The organism is Thioalbus denitrificans (assembly GCF_003337735.1).
Classification (GTDB): domain Bacteria; phylum Pseudomonadota; class Gammaproteobacteria; order DSM-26407; family DSM-26407; genus Thioalbus; species Thioalbus denitrificans.
Map to the genome: position 1 here is coordinate 208,045 of NZ_QPJY01000006.1, position 16,775 is coordinate 224,819.

A 16,775-nucleotide genomic window follows, 5' to 3' on the forward strand; every position below is an offset into this window, starting at 1 on the left:
CTGCAGCCGGCCACCAAGTTTGGAATCAGGACGCCTTCTTGATCACGGCCTCGGCGATGTTGGTCGGGGCCTCGGCATACTTGCCGAACTCCATGGAGTAGCTGGCGCGCCCCTGGGTCGCCGAGCGCAGGTCAGTGGCGTAGCCGAACATCTCGGCCAGCGGCACTTCCGCGCGGATGATCTTTCCGGTGGGCGACTCGTCCATGCCCTGCACCATGCCGCGACGGCGGTTGAGGTCGCCCATCACGTCGCCCATGTACTCCTCGGGGGTGACCACCTCGACCTTCATGATGGGCTCGAGCAGCGCCGGACTGGCCTTGCGCGCACCCTCCTTGAAGCCCATGGAACCGGCGATCTTGAAGGCCATCTCGTTGGAGTCCACCTCGTGGTAGGACCCGTCGTACAGGGTGACCTTCACGTCCACCACCGGGAAGCCGGCGATGACACCGTTCTTCATCTGCTCCTGGATGCCCTTGTCGACCGCGGGAATGTACTCCTTCGGCACCACGCCACCGACGATGGCGTTGACGAACTCGTAGCCCACGCCCGGCTCCTGCGGCTCGATCTTGAGCCACACGTGGCCGAACTGGCCGCGGCCGCCCGACTGGCGCACGAACTTGCCTTCCTGCTCCACCGCCTTGCGGATGGTCTCGCGGTAGGCCACCTGCGGCGCGCCGACGTTGGCCTCGACCTTGAACTCGCGCTTCATGCGGTCGACGATGATTTCCAGGTGCAGCTCGCCCATGCCGGAAATGATGGTCTGGCCGGACTCCTCGTCGGTATGGACGCGGAAGGAGGGATCCTCCTGGGCCAGCTTGGACAGGGCGATGCCCATCTTCTCCTGGTCGGCCTTGGTCTTGGGCTCCACGGCCACGGAGATCACCGGCTCCGGGAACTCCATCCGCTCCAGGGTGATGATGTTGTTGAGATCACACAGGGTTTCGCCGGTGGTGACATCCTTCAGGCCCACGGCGGCGGCGATATCGCCCGCGCGCACTTCCTTGATCTCCTCGCGGGAGTTGGAGTGCATCTGCAGGATGCGGCCGATGCGCTCCTTCTTGCCCTTGACCGGGTTGTAGAGCGTGTCACCCGAGTTGAGGACGCCGGAGTAGACGCGGAAGAAGGTCAGGGTGCCCACGAACGGGTCGGTGGCAATCTTGAACGCCAGCGCCGCGAAGGGCTCCTCGTCGGAGGACTTGCGCACCGCCTCGGTCTCCGCGGCATCGTCCAGCACGCCGCGGATGTCGGGCACGTCCACCGGCGAGGGCATCAGCTCGACCACGGCGTCGAGCATCGCCTGCACGCCCTTGTTCTTGAACGCGGAACCGCACATGGCGGGCACGATCTCGTTGGCCAGGGTGCGGATGCGCAGGCCCTTGCGGATTTCGGCGGCGTTGAGGTCGCCCTCCTCGAGGTACTTCTCCATCAGCTCCTCGGAGGCCTCGCCCGCGGCTTCCACCATCTTCTCGCGCCACTCCTGGCACAGGTCGACCAGGTCGGAGGGGATGTCCCGCTCCTCGTAGGTCATGCCGCGGTCTTCCTCGTTCCAGTAGATGGCCTTCATCTTGATGAGGTCCACCACGCCCTGGAAGTTGTCCTCGGCGCCGATGGGAATCTGCAGCGGCACGGGGTTGGCGCCGAGGCGCTCCTTCATCTGCTTGACCACGCGCAGGAAGTTGGCGCCGGCGCGATCCATCTTGTTGACGAAGGCAAGCCGCGGAACCTTGTACTTGTTGGCCTGGCGCCAGACCGTCTCGGACTGGGGCTCAACGCCACCCACCGCGCAGAACACCGCGCAGGCACCATCGAGCACGCGCAGGGAACGCTCCACCTCGATGGTGAAGTCCACGTGGCCGGGGGTGTCGATGATGTTGATGCGGTGTTCCGGGTACTGCCGGTCCATGCCGGACCAGAAACAGGTGGTGGCGGCGGAGGTGATGGTGATGCCGCGCTCACGCTCCTGCTCCATCCAGTCCATGGTGGCGGCACCGTCGTGCACCTCACCGATCTTGTGCGACACACCAGTGTAGAACAGGATGCGCTCGGTGGTGGTGGTCTTGCCGGCATCGATGTGGGCCATGATGCCGAGATTGCGGTAGCGCTCGATGGGGGTTTTACGTGCCACGACTCTATCCTTTGAAAGACTGTTGTCTACCAGCGGTAGTGCGAGAACGCCTTGTTGGCCTCGGCCATGCGGTGCGTGTCCTCGCGCTTCTTCACCGCGGAGCCGCGACCTTCGGCGGCATCCATCAACTCGCCGGCCAGGCGCAGGGTCATGGACTTCTCGCCGCGCTTGCGGGCGGAATCAACCAGCCAGCGCATGGCCAGGGTGGTCCGGCGCACGGCCCGGACTTCCACCGGCACCTGGTAGGTGGCGCCGCCGACACGGCGGGACTTCACCTCCACCACCGGACGGATGTTGTCCAGCGCCTTGTTGAAGAGCTCGAGGGGATCCGCGCCCTTGAGACGCTCGCTCATGGTGTCGAGGGCACCGTAGACGATCTTCTCGGCAGTGGACTTCTTGCCATCCAGCATGAGGATGTTCACGAACTTCGCGAGCACCTCATTTCCGTACTTGGGGTCCGGCAGGATGGCCCGCTGACCAGCAACTCTTCTTCTCGGCATGGTGTCTACCTTTACTGAATACGCTCAACCGCAAACCCCGCCGACGGCAGCAACCGGGCGGGGCCTGCGGACCATAACCCTCAGGACGTCACTTCTTGGGTCGCTTGGCGCCGTACTTCGAACGCGCCTGGCGACGGTCGTTGACGCCGGAGGCGTCCAGGGAACCGCGCACGACGTGGTAACGCACACCCGGGAGGTCCTTTACACGACCGCCACGGATGAGCACCACCGAGTGCTCCTGAAGATTGTGCCCCTCACCGCCGATATAGCTGGTGACCTCGTAGCCGTTGGTCAGCCGCACGCGGGCGACCTTGCGCAGCGCCGAGTTCGGCTTTTTCGGGGTGGTGGTGTACACGCGGGTGCACACGCCACGCTTCTGGGGGCAGGCCTCCAGGGCCGGCACGTTGCTCTTTTCCACCTTCCGGGCCCGCGGCTTGCGGACCAACTGGTTGATTGTCGCCATGTTCGACCAACTCCAACCTACAAAATAAAAACGACAGGCCGGCACGGATCCCGGCCTGTCAAATAAGAAGCGGAATTCTAGACATGCACCATCATGGTGTCAAGTCCAAGCCCCTCGGGGCCCTTCCGCCCACCCAGTGTCGTTCTGCTCACGGCTCCGGCGAATTCAGCGCCTCGCTCAGGGCCTGTTCCACATCGCTGGCCGTCACCACCGGAATTTCCTCCATGGTCCGGGCCGAATCGCGCCGGCGCCGGCGCTCCTGGTGGTACGCCTGTCCGGTGCCCGCCGGGATGAGCCGGCCGACGATGACGTTCTCCTTCAGGCCACGCAGGTCATCGCGCTTGCCCTGCACCGCCGCCTCGGTCAGCACCCGGGTGGTCTCCTGGAAGGAGGCCGCGGAGATGAACGACTCGGTGGCCAGAGAGGCCTTGGTGATGCCCAGCAGAACCGGATCGCAGGTGGCCGGCAGCTTGCCTTCGGCCAGCACGATCTCGTTCTCGTCCAGCACCCGGGCACGCTCCAGCTGCTCACCGCGCAGGAACTTGGTGTCACCCGGATCGGAGACCTCCACCTTGCGCAGCATCTGGCGGACGATGACCTCGATGTGCTTGTCGTTGATCTTCACGCCCTGCAGGCGGTAGACGTCCTGCACCTCGTTGACGATGTAGCGCGCCAGCTCCTCGACACCGAGCAGACGCAGGATGTCGTGGGGGTTGGCCGGACCGTCGGAGATCACTTCGCCCCGCTCCACGTGCTCGCCCTCGAACACGTTGAGGTTGCGCCACTTCGGAATCAGCTCCTCGTAGGGCTCGCCCTCGACCGGGGTGATGACCAGCCGCCGCTTGCCCTTGGTCTCCTTGCCGAAGCCGATGGTGCCGGAGATCTCCGCCAGGATGGCCGGGTCCTTCGGCTTGCGCGCCTCGAACAGGTCGGCCACCCGCGGCAGACCGCCGGTGATGTCGCGGGTCTTGGAGGACTCCTGCGGGATACGCGCGATGACGTCGCCCACCTGCACCTCGGCCCCGTCGGTCAGGTTCACGATGGCGCCGGCCGGCAGGAAGTACTGGGCCGGGATCTCGGTCCCCGCCAGGCACAGGTCGCTGCCGCTCTCGTCGAGCAGCTTGACCATCGGGCGCAGATCCTTGCCGCTGGAGCCGCGCTGGCTGGGCTCGGTCACCACCAGGCTGGACAGGCCGGTGACCTCGTCGGTCTGCTGGGCGACGGTCAGACCGTGGATGAAGTCGCTGAACTGGATCCGGCCGGCCACCTCGGTGATGACGGGGTGGGTATGGGGATCCCAGTTGGCCACCACCTGCCCCGCAGTCACCTCCTCGGCGTCGTTGACGCTGAGCTCGGCGCCGTAGGGAACCTTGTAGCGCTCACGCTCGCGGCCGTGCTCGTCCAGCACCGCCAGCTCGCCGGAGCGGGAGACCGCCACCAGGTTGCCGTTGGCGCGGCGCACGGTCTTGATGTTGTGCAGCCGCACGGTGCCCTTGGACTTGACCTGCACGCTGTTGGCCGCGGTGGCCCGGCTCGCCGCACCGCCGATATGGAAGGTACGCATGGTGAGCTGGGTGCCGGGCTCGCCGATGGACTGCGCGGCGATGACGCCCACCGATTCACCGATGTTCACCCGGTGACCGCGCGCCAGGTCGCGCCCGTAGCAGGCGGCGCAGATGCCGTAGCGGCTCTCGCAGGTGATGGGCGAGCGCACCTTCACCTTGTCGATGCTGTGCTGATCCAGCACCTCGACCCAGTGCTCGTCGAGCAGGGTGCCCACGGGGGCCAGCACCTCGTCGGTGCCCGGCACGAGGAGCTCCTCCACCGTGACCCGGCCGAGCACGCGCTCGGAGAGCGGCTCGACCACGTCGCCACCCTCGATGTGCGGGGCCATGATCAGGCCCTGGCTGGTGCCGCAGTCGAGATCGGTGACCACCATGTCCTGGGCCACGTCGACGAGGCGCCGGGTCAGGTAGCCCGAGTTGGCGGTCTTCAGCGCCGTATCGGCCAGACCCTTGCGGGCGCCGTGGGTGGAGATGAAGTACTGCAGCACGTTGAGACCCTCACGGAAGTTCGCCGTGATGGGGGTCTCGATGATGGAACCGTCGGGCTTGGCCATCAGGCCGCGCATGCCCGCCAGCTGGCGGATCTGGGCGGCGGAGCCACGGGCGCCGGAGTCGGCCATCATGAAGATGGAGTTGAACGACTGCTGGCGGACCTGGTTGCCTTCGCGATCGGTGACGAGATCGGTACCCAGGTGATCCATCATCGCCTTGGCCACCTGGTCGTTGGTGCGCGACCAGATGTCCACCACCTTGTTGTAGCGCTCGCCGTTGGTCACGAGACCCGACTTGTACTGGCGCTCGATCTCCTTCACCTCCTCCTCGGCGGCACCGATGATGGTGGCCTTCTGCTCGGGGATCACGAGATCCTCGATGCCGATGGAGGTGCCGGAACGGGTGGCGTAGTAGAAGCCGGTGTACATCAGCTGGTCGGCGAAGATGACCGTGGCCTTCAGGCCCACCATGCGGTAGCAGGCGTTGATGAGGCGCGAGATGGCCTTCTTGTTCAGCACCTGGTTCACCAGCTCGAAGGGCAGTCCCTCGGGCAGGACCCGCGACAGCAGCGCGCGACCGACGGTGGTCTCCATCCGGCGGTAGCGCTCCTCGCGGTTGCCGTCCCGGTCGAGCACGACATCGTGCAGGCGCACGCTGATGCGGGCGTGGAGCTCCGCGGCGCCGGTCTCGTAGGCGCGGTGCACCTCGGCGACGTCGGCGAAGGCCATGCCCTCGCCACGGGCGTTCACCCGGTCGCGGGTGATGTAGTACAGGCCCAGCACCACGTCCTGGGAGGGGACGATGATGGGTTCGCCGTTGGCGGGCGAGAGGATGTTGTTGGTGGACATCATCAGCGCCCGGGACTCGAGCTGCGCCTCCACCGTCAGCGGCACGTGCACCGCCATCTGGTCGCCGTCGAAGTCGGCGTTGTAGGCGGCGCAGACCAGCGGGTGCAGCTGGATCGCCTTGCCCTCGATGAGCACCGGCTCGAAGGCCTGGATGCCGAGGCGGTGCAGCGTGGGGGCGCGGTTGAGCAGCACGGGATGCTCGCGGATCACCTCCTCGAGGATGTCCCATACCTCCGGCCCTTCGCGCTCCACCATCTTCTTGGCCGCCTTGATGGTGGTGGCGAGCCCGCGCAGCTCCAGCTTGCTGAAGATGAACGGCTTGAACAGCTCCAGCGCCATCTTCTTGGGCAGACCGCACTGGTGCAGGCGCAGCGTCGGACCCACCACGATCACCGAGCGGCCGGAGTAGTCCACGCGCTTGCCCAGCAGGTTCTGGCGGAAGCGGCCCTGCTTGCCCTTGATCATGTCGGCCAGGGACTTCAGCGGACGGCGGTTGGAGCCGGTGATGGCGCGGCCGCGGCGGCCGTTGTCCAGCAGCGCGTCCACCGCCTCCTGCAGCATGCGCTTCTCGTTGCGCACGATGATGTCAGGCGCGTTGAGGTCCAGCAGCCGCTTGAGGCGGTTGTTGCGGTTGATGACCCGGCGGTAGAGATCGTTGAGGTCCGAGGTGGCGAAACGGCCGCCGTCGAGGGGCACCAGCGGACGCAGGTCCGGGGGCAGCACCGGCAGCACGGTGAGGATCATCCACTCGGGCTTGTTGCCGGAGTCCAGGAAGGCCTCGATGATCTTCAGCCGCTTGGACAGCTTCTTGAACTTGGTGTCGGAACCGGTGGTCGCCAGCTCCTCGCGCAGCTTGGTGGCCTCGTCCTGCAGGTCCAGGGTGCGCAGCAGGGCCTGCACCGCCTCGGCGCCCATGCGGGCGTCGAACTCGTCGCCGTACTCCTCGATGGCGTCGAGGTAGGCCTCGTCGGTGAGCAGCTGGCCGCGCTCGAGCTGGGTCATGCCCGGCTCGATGACCACGAAGGACTCGAAGTAGAGCACCCGCTCGATGTCCCGCAGGGTCATGTCCAGCAGCAGGCCGATGCGCGAGGGCAGCGACTTGAGGAACCAGATGTGGGCCGTGGGGCTGGCCAGCTCGATGTGGCCCATGCGCTCGCGGCGCACCTTGGACAGCGTCACCTCGACGCCGCACTTCTCGCAGATGACGCCACGGTGCTTGAGGCGCTTGTACTTGCCGCACAGGCACTCGTAGTCCTTCACCGGGCCGAAGATCTTGGCGCAGAACAGGCCGTCGCGCTCCGGCTTGAAGGTACGGTAGTTGATGGTCTCGGGCTTCTTGACCTCGCCATAGGACCAGGAACGGATCATCTCAGGCGAAGCCAGGCCGATGCGGATGGCGTCGAACTCCTCGACCGTGCCCTGCTGCTTGAAGAGATTCAGTATGTCTTTCATCGTGTCTCCCGTCGACAGCGATCAGCCGGGTGTCCCCGGCTACCTGCTAACTGTCTGTCGTCCGTCCGCCGGCACTGGACCGGCGGACGGACACGGCTTGTGCGAACGCCTGTGTTATTCCTGTTCCAGCTCGATGTCGATGCCGAGCGAACGGATCTCCTTGACCAGCACGTTGAAGGATTCGGGCATGCCCGGCTCCATGCGGTGGTCGCCGTCCACGATGTTCTTGTACATCTTGGTGCGGCCGTTCACGTCATCGGACTTGACCGTCAGCATCTCCTGCAGCGTGTAGGCGGCGCCATAGGCCTCCAGGGCCCAGACCTCCATCTCGCCGAAGCGCTGGCCGCCGAACTGCGCCTTGCCGCCCAGCGGCTGCTGGGTGACCAGGCTGTAGGAGCCGGTGGAACGGGCATGCATCTTGTCGTCCACAAGGTGGTTGAGCTTGAGCATGTACATGTAGCCCACCGTCACCGGGCGGTCGAAGGGCATGCCGGTGCGCCCGTCGTGGAGCGTTGTCTGACCGCTGACGGGCAGACCCGCGAGCTCCAGCATGGCCTTGATCTCGCCCTCGTCGGCACCGTCGAAAACCGGCGTTGCCATGGGCACGCCGCCACGCAGGTTGGCGGCCAGGGCCAGCACGTCCTCGTCGCTGAGCTCGGCCAGCTCCTTGTGGTTGTCGTAGTCGCGGCCCTTGTAGACCTGCTCCAGGAATCCGCGCACTTCGGCCACCTTGCGCTGCTCGTCGAGCATGCGGCCGATCTTCAGGCCCAGCCCCTTGGCAGCCCAGCCCAGGTGCGTCTCGAGCACCTGGCCCACGTTCATGCGCGAAGGCACGCCCAGCGGGTTCAGGACGATGTCCACCGGGGTGCCGTCGGCGGAGTACGGCATGTCCTCGACCGGCACGATCTGGGAGATGACGCCCTTGTTGCCGTGACGGCCGGCCATCTTGTCGCCGGGCTGGACGCGCCGCTTCACCGCCAGGTAGACCTTGACGATCTTCAGCACGCCGGGAGCCAGGTCGTCGCCGGTGATGAGCTTCTTCTTCTTTTCGTCGAACTTCTCGTCGAAGTCCTTGCGCTGCTGCTTGAGCTGCTCGGTGGCGCGCTCCAGCTGGGCGTTGGCCTCGTCGTTGCGCAGGCGAATCTCGAACCACTGATCGCGCGTCAGATCGGCCAGGTAGCTCTTGGTGATCTTGGCGCCGGCGCCGAGGCCCGCGGGACCGCCCTCGGCAATCTTGCCGAGCAGCAGCTTCTCCACGCGCATGTAGGTGTCATCCTCGAGGATGCGCAGCTGATCGCGCAGGTCCTTGCGGATGCGGTCGAGCTCCATCTGCTCGATCTGCAGGGCGCGGGCATCCTTCTCGATGCCGTCGCGGGTGAACACCTGGACGTCGATGACCGTCCCGTTCATGCCGGTGGGCACGCGCAGGGAGCTGTCCTTCACGTCCGAGGCCTTCTCGCCGAAGATGGCGCGCAGCAGCTTCTCCTCGGGAGTGAGCTGGGTCTCGCCCTTCGGCGTGACCTTGCCCACCAGGATGTCTCCGGAGCGCACCTCGGCACCGATGTAGACGATGCCCGACTCGTCGAGCTTGGACAGCGCGCCCTCGCCCACGTTGGGGATGTCGGCGGTGATCTCCTCGGGCCCGAGCTTGGTGTCGCGGGCCACGCAGGTGAGCTCCTCGATGTGGATCGTGGTGAAGCGATCCTCCTCCACCACGCGCTCGGAGATGAGGATGGAGTCCTCGAAGTTGTAGCCGTTCCAGGGCATGAAGGCCACCAGCAGGTTCTGGCCCAGGGCCAGCTCGCCCATGTCGGTGGAGGGGCCGTCGGCCAGCACGTCGCCGCGGGCGATGACGTCGCCCTGGTGCACCAGCGGACGCTGGTTGATGCAGGTGTTCTGGTTGGAACGGGTGTACTTGGTGAGGTTGTAGATGTCCACACCCGCCTCGCCCGGCTCGGTCTCCTCGTCGTTGACGCGCACCACGATGCGGCCCGCGTCCACGGAGTCCACCACGCCGCCGCGCAGGGCGACGACGGTAACGCCGGAGTCCGTGGCGACCGTGCGCTCGATGCCGGTGCCCACCAGGGGCTTCTCGGTGCGCAGGGTCGGCACGGCCTGGCGCTGCATGTTGGAGCCCATGAGCGCGCGGTTGGCGTCGTCGTGCTCCAGGAACGGAATCAGGGAGGCGGCCACCGAGACGATCTGCTTCGGCGACACGTCCATGTACTCCACCTGGTCCGGGCTGGAGAAGGTGAACTCGCCCTGGTGACGGGACGGCACCAGGTCGTCCACCAGGCTGCCCGCCTCGTCCAGGGTGGCATTGGCCTGGGCGATGACGAACTCGCCCTCCTCGATGGCGGAGAGGTACTCCACCTCGCGGGTCACCTTGCCGTCGATCACCTTCCGGTACGGGGTCTCGAGGAAACCGTACTTGTTGGTGCGGGCGTAGACGGCCTGGGAGTTGATGAGGCCGATGTTCGGACCTTCAGGGGTCTCGATGGGGCAGACGCGGCCGTAGTGGGTCGGGTGCACGTCGCGCACCTCGAAGCCGGCCCGCTCGCGGGTCAGGCCGCCGGGGCCGAGGGCCGAGATGCGGCGCTTGTGGGTCACCTCGGACAGCGGGTTGTTCTGGTCCATGAACTGGGACAGCTGGCTGGACCCGAAGAACTCCTTGATGGCCGCGGAGACCGGCTTGGCGTTGATGAGGTCCTGAGGCATCAGGCCCTCGCTCTCGGCCATGCTCAGGCGCTCCTTGACCGCCCGCTCCACGCGCACCAGGCCAACGCGGAACTGGTTCTCCGCCATCTCGCCCACCGAGCGGATGCGACGGTTGCCGAGGTGGTCGATGTCGTCGACGGTCCCCTTGCCGTTGCGGATGTCGATGAGCACCTTCATGGCGTCGAGGATGTCGGAGGAGTCGCCGTGGATCTCCACCAGCCTGGCCATGGACGCATCGTCCCGGCTGGAGAAGTAGCGCCCGTCGTAGAGCACGCCGGCACCTTCCACGTCCTTGCGGCCGACGCGGCGGTTGAACTTCATCCGCCCGACGGGGGAGAGGTCGTAGCGATCATCGGTGAAGAACAGGTTGTGGAACAGGTTCTCGGCGGCATCCTTGGTGGGGGGCTCGCCGGGGCGCATCATGCGGTAGATCTCCACCAGCGCCTCGAGCTGGGTGCGGGTGCTGTCGATGCGCAGGGTGTCGGAGATGTAGGGACCGCGATCCAGATCGTTGGTGTAGAGGGTGCGCAGCTCGTTGATGCCGGCCTCGCGCAGCTTGCCCAGCAGCTCGGCGGTCAGCTCGTCGTTGGCATTGGCGATGACCTCGCCGGTCTCCTCGTCCACCACGTCATGGGCCAGGGTCTTGCCCAGCAGGTATTCCGCCGGCACCTGCAGCTTGGTCAGGCCGGCCTTGTTCATCTGGTTGATGTGGCGCGCGGTGACGCGGCGGCCCTCTTCAACCAGCACGTTGCCCTTCTCGTCCTTCAGGTCGAAGCTGGCGGTCTCGCCGCGCAGACGCTCCGGCACGAGCTCCAGGGTGATGACATCATCCTTGAACTCGAAGCGGTTCGTCTCGAAGAAGATGGCGAGCATCTCCTGGTTGGTGTAGCCCAGGGCGCGCAGCAGCACCGAGGCCGGCAGCTTGCGCCGGCGGTCGATACGCACGTACAGGCAATCCTTCGGATCGAACTCGAAATCGAGCCAGGAGCCGCGATAGGGGATCACCCGGGCATTGAACAGCAGCTTGCCCGAGGAGTGGGTCTTGCCCTTGTCGTGATCGAAGAACACGCCCGGGGAACGGTGCATCTGGGAGACGATGACCCGCTCGGTGCCGTTGATGACGAAGGTTCCGTTGTCGGTCATCAGGGGGATCTCCCCCATGTAGACCTCCTGCTCACGGATATCCTTGACCGGCTTCGGGGTGGTGGTGGCCTCCTTGTCGTAGATCACCAGGCGCACCTTCACCCGCAGCGGAGCCGCGAAGGTGATGCCGCGCATCTGGCACTCCTTGACGTCGAAGACCGGGTTGCCGAGCTGGTAGCTCACATACTCCAGGGCAGCGTTGCCGGAGTAGGAAACGATGGGGAACACCGACTTGAAGGCGGCGTGAAGCCCATTCTCGCCACGCGCGGCGGGCGAGGTGTCGAGCTGGAGAAAATCACGATAGGAATCCAGCTGGATGGCCAGGAGATAAGGCACATCCAGTATCTTGGGACGCTTGGCGAAATCCTTGCGGATACGCTTCTTTTCGGTGTAGGAATAGGCCATCAGACTTCCTCAGCTTGACCACCGCCTAGCGGGTGACGGTTCAACGAAACGGGCGAGAATCCGCCCCTCTGTTGTCATCCGGTCCATGCCCGTTGCGGATCCGGGCTCTGGTTTCAGCGCTGTAGCGCCCCGGCTCCGGTTCGGCACCGGCGCCGGAACGTCATGGGACATCACGTGCTGCAAGCAGAAAAAGGCCGGTGGCTCAAGGCCACCAGCCAATTTCCGTTTTCCTCCCTGTTCCTTGAGGCGCAAGGAAACAAGCAGGTCTTTTCTCTTACTTGACCTCGACAGTTGCGCCGGCTTCCTCGAGCTGCTTCTTGATGCTCTCGGCTTCGTCCTTGTTGACGCCTTCCTTGATGGTGGAGGGGGCACCCTCCACGGCGTCCTTGGCTTCCTTCAGGCCCAGACCGGTGACGGCGCGAACAACCTTGATGACGCCCACCTTGTTGGAACCGAAGCTGGTCATCACCACGTCGAACTCGGTCTGCTCCTCGGCGGCGGCGGCCTCGGCGCCGCCGGCGGCCGGAGCGGCCACGGCAACGGCGGCAGCGGCGCTGACACCGAACTTCTCTTCCATGGCGGAGATCAGGTCGACGACCTCCATCACGGACATGTTGGCGATGCTTTCGAGAATGTCGTCTTTGGACACGGCCATTGTATTCAACTCCTGTGTACGGTCACCCGGTCGCTGCTGCGCCCCGGGCAGAATTGCCTAGGAAACAGCAGGCTCAGGCAGCCTGCTTCTGATCGCGGATCGCCGCCACGGTGCGAACGAGCTTGCCGGGCACCTCGTTGAGCGTACGGGCCAACTTCTCCACCGGTGCACGCATAACCGACATCAGCATTGCGATGGCCTGATCGCGGGTCGGCAGTTTCGCCAGTCGGCTTGCTTCCGAAGCCGGCAGCAACTGACCCCCGATGGACACCAGCTTGATGACCAGTTTGTCGTTGTCCTTGGCGAAGTCACCCAACACCCGCGCCGCGGAACCCGGGTCCTCCATGGAGAACGCGAGCACCAGCGGCCCGACCAGTCCCTCGCTCATACATTCGAACTCGGTACCGGCCAGGGCACGACGCGCCAAGGTGTTCTTCACGACGCGGAGATAGACGCCGCCATCACGTGCGGTCACGCGCAGCTTGTCCATCTTCTCGACCGTGAGGCCCCGATACTCGGCTGCCAGCGCGGAATGCGCCTGCGCCGCGACCTCGGACACTTCGGCGACGATCGACTTCTTCTGTTCCAGGTTCAATGCCACTGGATATTCCTCCTACATGGCGGGCCGGCGCTGCCGGCACGCCCCCCTGGGTTTCGGGAACACCGTTGCCGGTGTCCACCTCCCACGGTGACCGTCACCAGGAAAACCTGTTTCGGGCTCACCGTCTGCGCAGGCAGGTCATTCCATTAAGCCTTCCGGATTCGCACCCGTCCGGCGCCTGCGGTCTTTGACAGCCACCGGCCCCTGAAGCGGGACCGGCGACCCAAAGCCTGTATGTCTCCGGAACGCCGCGGGCGTTCCGCAGCCTCATGCGTTGAGGCTGCCCTGGTCCAGGACGACGCCCGGGCCCATGGTGGTGGAGACGGTAATCTTCTTCATGTAAACGCCCTTGGCGGCGCTCGGCTTGCCCTTGTTCAGGGCGGAGAGCAGCGCCTCGAGGTTCTCGCGCAGGGCGTTCACCTCGAAATCCACCTTGCCGATGCTGCAGTGGATGATGCCGGCACGGTCGGTGCGGTAGCGCACCTGGCCCGCCTTGGCGTTGTTCACCGCCTCGGCCACGTTCGGGGTCACGGTGCCCACCTTCGGGTTGGGCATCAGGCCGCGGGGGCCGAGGATCTGGCCCAGCTGGCCCACCACGCGCATGGCGTCGGGGCTGGCGATGACCACGTCGAAATCCAGGTTGCCGGCCTTCACCGACTCGGCCAGGTCCTCGAAGCCGACGATGTCGGCGCCGGCCTCGCGGGCGGCATCGGCGTTGGCGCCCTGGGCGAAAACGGCCACGCGGACGGTCTTGCCGGTGCCGTTGGGCAGCACGGTGGAGCCGCGCACCACCTGGTCGGACTTGCGCGGGTCAACACCGAGGTTGACGCTCACGTCCACCGACTCCATGAACTTGACCGCGGAGATCTCCTTGAGGAGCGCGAAAGCCTCGTCCACGGGGTAGAGACGCCCGGGCTGCAGCTTCTCGGCGATCTGCTTCTTGCGCTTGGTCATTCCGGCCATGGCTTACACCCCCTCCACGTCAAGGCCCATGCTGCGGGCGCTGCCGGCGATGGTCCGCACCGCGGCATCCATATCGGCGGCGGTCAGGTCGGGCATCTTGGTCTTCGCGATCTCCTCGAGCTGCTCGCGGTTGACCTTGCCCACCTTGTTGGTGTTGGGGTTGCTGCTGCCCTTGGGGATGCCGGCGGCCTTGCGCAGGAGCACGGAGGCGGGTGGCGTCTTGGTGATGAAGGTGAAGCTGCGATCCGAGTAGACGGTGATCACCACGGGCGTCGGCAGACCCGGCTCGAGCTGCTGGGTCTTGGCGTTGAACGCCTTGCAGAACTCCATGATGTTGACACCGTGCTGACCCAGCGCGGGGCCCACCGGCGGGCTGGGGTTGGCCTGGCCGGCCTTCACCTGCAGCTTGATGTAAGCCTGGATTTTCTTAGCCATTGCATACTCCTGGTTCGGGTGCTGGCGCCTTGCGGCTCCCCGGTTGAAAAGCCCCGGCGCCCGCCAAGGCGGGCATCGGGGTTACTGCATTCAGCCTTTCTCGACCTGACCGAACTCGAGCTCGACGGGGGTGGAACGGCCGAAGATGAGCACCGCCACGCGCATGCGGCTCTTCTCGTAGTTCACCTCTTCCACCACGCCGTTGAAATCGGCGAACGGCCCGTCGATGACGCGGACCACCTCGCCCGGCTCGAACAGGACCTTCGGCCGCGGCTTCTCGACCCCCTCCTGCACGCGCTGCAGGATGGCGTCGGCCTCCTTCTCGGAGATCGGCGCGGGGCGGTCGCTGGTGCCGCCGATGAATCCCATCACCTTCGGCACTTCCTTGACCAGGTGCCAGGTGGCGTCGTTCATTTCCATCTGCACGAGCACGTATCCGGGGAAGAACTTCCGGTCGCTCTTGCGCTTCTGCCCGGCGCGCATCTCCACCACCTCCTCGGTGGGGACGAGGATCTGCCCGAAGTGCTCCTCCATGCCGTGCATCCTGATGCGGTCCTCGAGCGAGCGCTTGACCTGCTGCTCAAAGCCCGAGTAGGCATGGACTACGTACCAACGCTTGGCCATCCGTCAACCTCCCTGCCCGGTGAGCATGCGCACGGCCCAGAACAGGAACATGTCCAGGAACCACAGAATGATGGCCACCACGACAACCATGGCGATCACCATCAGGGTGGTCTGGATGGTTTCCTGCCGGGTGGGCCAGACCACCTTGCGCACCTCGGTACGCGCGTCCTTGAAGAAGCCGATCGCGCCGCGCCCCTTCTCGGTCTGGGAGGCGATCACCAACGCCACGGCGGCGACCACCAGCAGGCCGCCGACGCGGACCACGGTGATGGCGTCGCTGAAGTAATAGAAACCGACGATGCCGACGGCCAGCACCAGCACCGCCACAAGCAACTTGGCGCCATCGAACTTGTTGCCGCTGACCTCGGTTTTAGCGTTCATGGACCCTTAACAGAAAATAACGAAGCAGGGGGACTCCCACATGGGAAGCCCCCGCTGCCCGCATGCTTGATGCGCTGTTTGGCAGGCCAGGAGGGAATCGAACCCCCAACCTGCGGTTTTGGAGACCGCCGCTCTGCCAATTGAGCTACTGGCCTAATACTCTGCAGCACGCCGAGGCGGGATGTCGCCACCCCGCCCCGGCGGAAGCATTTCGTTACTCGATGATCTTGGCGACCACGCCGGCGCCGACGGTACGGCCGCCTTCGCGGATGGCGAAACGCAGACCTTCCTCCATGGCGATGGGCGCAATCAGGCTCACCGTCATCTTCACGTTGTCACCCGGCATCACCATCTCCACCCCCTCGGGCAGATCACAGGCACCGGTGACGTCCGTGGTCCGGAAGTAGAACTGCGGACGGTAACCCTGGAAGAACGGCGTATGACGACCGCCCTCCTCCTTGCTCAGCACGTACACCTCGGCCTCGAACTTCGTGTGCGGGGTGATGCTGCCCGGCTTCGCCAGCACCTGGCCACGCTCCACCTCGTCACGCTTCGTGCCGCGCAGCAGCACACCGACGTTGTCGCCCGCCTGCCCCTGGTCCAGCAGCTTGCGGAACATCTCCACGCCCGTGCAGGTGGTCTTCGTCGTGTCGTGAATGCCGACAATCGCCACCTCGTCGCCCACCTTCACCACACCACGCTCGATTCGACCCGTCACCACCGTGCCGCGGCCGGAAATCGAGAACACGTCCTCGATCGGCATCAGGAACGCACCGTCAATCGGACGCTCCGGCTCCGGAATGTAACGGTCCATCTCCGCCACCAGCTTCTCGATGGCCTGCGAACCAATCTCGCTCGTGTCGCCTTCCAGCGCCTTCAGCGCAGAACCCACCACGATCGGCGTGTCGTCGCCCGGGAAGTCGTAGCCGGACAGAAGGTCGCGAACCTCCATCTCCACCAGCTCCAGCAGCTCCGGGTCGTCAACCATGTCCGCCTTGTTCATGAACACCACGATGTACGGCACGCCCACCTGCCGGGACAGCAGAATGTGCTCGCGCGTCTGCGGCATCGGGCCGTCGGCCGCCGACACCACCAGAATCGCTCCGTCCATCTGCGCCGCACCCGTGATCATGTTCTTCACGTAGTCAGCGTGACCAGGGCAGTCCACGTGCGCGTAGTGGCGCTTCTCGGACTCGTACTCCACGTGGGCGGTGGCAATCGTGATGCCGCGGGCGCGCTCCTCGGGGGCATTGTCAATCTGATCGAACGCCTTGAACTCGCCACCGAACTTCTCACCCATCACCTTCGTGATGGCCGCCGTCAGCGTCGTCTTGCCATGGTCCACGTGACCGATGGTTCCCACGTTCACATGCGGCTTCTTACGCTCGAACTTTTCCTTGGACAT

General features: G+C 65.4%; 12 protein-coding genes and 1 tRNA gene. All 13 read right to left on the reverse strand.

Going from position 1 to position 16,775, the window contains the following annotated elements; translation table 11 throughout:
* Positions 1 to 25: 25 nt before the first annotated feature.
* Positions 26 to 2,125 (reverse strand): elongation factor G, encoded by a 2,100-nt coding sequence (gene fusA / locus DFQ59_RS13190; protein WP_114280173.1) that lies wholly within the window; start codon positions 2,123 to 2,125, stop codon positions 26 to 28.
* Positions 2,126 to 2,151: 26 nt separating this feature from the next.
* Positions 2,152 to 2,625 carry a 30S ribosomal protein S7 gene (rpsG, locus tag DFQ59_RS13195; RefSeq protein WP_114280174.1) on the reverse strand — a complete coding sequence of 158 codons (474 nt, stop codon included), beginning with the start codon at positions 2,623 to 2,625 and terminating at the stop codon, positions 2,152 to 2,154.
* Positions 2,626 to 2,713: 88 nt separating this feature from the next.
* Positions 2,714 to 3,088: a 30S ribosomal protein S12 gene (rpsL, locus tag DFQ59_RS13200; protein ID WP_114280175.1), complete on the reverse strand. Its 375-nt coding sequence runs from the start codon at positions 3,086 to 3,088 to the stop codon at positions 2,714 to 2,716.
* A gap of 148 nt (positions 3,089 to 3,236) precedes the next feature.
* Complete coding sequence (gene rpoC / locus DFQ59_RS13205) at positions 3,237 to 7,445, reverse strand: DNA-directed RNA polymerase subunit beta' (RefSeq protein ID WP_114280176.1); 4,209 nt, start codon at positions 7,443 to 7,445, stop codon at positions 3,237 to 3,239.
* A 114-nt stretch (positions 7,446 to 7,559) separates the two neighbouring features.
* A complete protein-coding gene (rpoB, locus tag DFQ59_RS13210) occupies positions 7,560 to 11,711 on the reverse strand; it encodes a DNA-directed RNA polymerase subunit beta (protein ID WP_114280177.1) in 4,152 nt (1,383 codons plus the stop codon).
* A gap of 274 nt (positions 11,712 to 11,985) precedes the next feature.
* On the reverse strand, positions 11,986 to 12,366 hold the full coding sequence (rplL, locus tag DFQ59_RS13215) for a 50S ribosomal protein L7/L12 (protein ID WP_114280178.1): 381 nt from the start codon (positions 12,364 to 12,366) through the stop codon (positions 11,986 to 11,988).
* 73 nt (positions 12,367 to 12,439) lie between these two features.
* Positions 12,440 to 12,967, reverse strand: a complete 528-nt coding sequence (rplJ, locus tag DFQ59_RS13220; RefSeq protein WP_114280179.1) for a 50S ribosomal protein L10 — start codon at positions 12,965 to 12,967, stop codon at positions 12,440 to 12,442.
* Between the two features lie 267 nt (positions 12,968 to 13,234).
* Positions 13,235 to 13,930, reverse strand: a complete 696-nt coding sequence (gene rplA, locus DFQ59_RS13225; protein ID WP_114280180.1) for a 50S ribosomal protein L1 — start codon at positions 13,928 to 13,930, stop codon at positions 13,235 to 13,237.
* A gap of 3 nt (positions 13,931 to 13,933) precedes the next feature.
* Positions 13,934 to 14,365: a 50S ribosomal protein L11 gene (rplK, locus tag DFQ59_RS13230; RefSeq protein ID WP_114280181.1), complete on the reverse strand. Its 432-nt coding sequence runs from the start codon at positions 14,363 to 14,365 to the stop codon at positions 13,934 to 13,936.
* Between the two features lie 90 nt (positions 14,366 to 14,455).
* Complete coding sequence (nusG, locus tag DFQ59_RS13235) at positions 14,456 to 14,989, reverse strand: transcription termination/antitermination protein NusG (RefSeq protein ID WP_114280182.1); 534 nt, start codon at positions 14,987 to 14,989, stop codon at positions 14,456 to 14,458.
* A gap of 3 nt (positions 14,990 to 14,992) precedes the next feature.
* A complete protein-coding gene (secE, locus tag DFQ59_RS13240; protein ID WP_114280183.1) occupies positions 14,993 to 15,370 on the reverse strand; it encodes a preprotein translocase subunit SecE in 378 nt (125 codons plus the stop codon).
* Positions 15,371 to 15,449: 79 nt separating this feature from the next.
* Positions 15,450 to 15,525 (reverse strand) — tRNA-Trp (locus DFQ59_RS13245).
* 59 nt (positions 15,526 to 15,584) lie between these two features.
* Positions 15,585 to 16,775, reverse strand: coding sequence for an elongation factor Tu (gene tuf, locus DFQ59_RS13250; RefSeq protein ID WP_114280172.1), 1,191 nt, complete (start codon positions 16,773 to 16,775; stop codon positions 15,585 to 15,587).

Excerpts from the sequence above, each read along its gene's own strand:
- rpsG (WP_114280174.1), bottom strand. The coding sequence starts at position 2,625 with ATGCCGAGAAGAAGAGTTGCTGGTCAGCGGGCCATCCTGCCGGACCCC.
- rpsL (WP_114280175.1), bottom strand. The coding sequence starts at position 3,088 with ATGGCGACAATCAACCAGTTGGTCCGCAAGCCGCGGGCCCGGAAGGTG.
- rpoC (WP_114280176.1), bottom strand. The coding sequence starts at position 7,445 with ATGAAAGACATACTGAATCTCTTCAAGCAGCAGGGCACGGTCGAGGAG.
- rpoB (WP_114280177.1), bottom strand. The coding sequence starts at position 11,711 with ATGGCCTATTCCTACACCGAAAAGAAGCGTATCCGCAAGGATTTCGCC.
- rplL (WP_114280178.1), bottom strand. The coding sequence starts at position 12,366 with ATGGCCGTGTCCAAAGACGACATTCTCGAAAGCATCGCCAACATGTCC.
- rplA (WP_114280180.1), bottom strand. The coding sequence starts at position 13,930 with ATGGCCGGAATGACCAAGCGCAAGAAGCAGATCGCCGAGAAGCTGCAG.
- rplK (WP_114280181.1), bottom strand. The coding sequence starts at position 14,365 with ATGGCTAAGAAAATCCAGGCTTACATCAAGCTGCAGGTGAAGGCCGGC.
- nusG (WP_114280182.1), bottom strand. The coding sequence starts at position 14,989 with ATGGCCAAGCGTTGGTACGTAGTCCATGCCTACTCGGGCTTTGAGCAG.
- secE (WP_114280183.1), bottom strand. The coding sequence starts at position 15,370 with ATGAACGCTAAAACCGAGGTCAGCGGCAACAAGTTCGATGGCGCCAAG.
- tuf (WP_114280172.1), bottom strand. The coding sequence starts at position 16,775 with ATGTCCAAGGAAAAGTTCGAGCGTAAGAAGCCGCATGTGAACGTGGGA.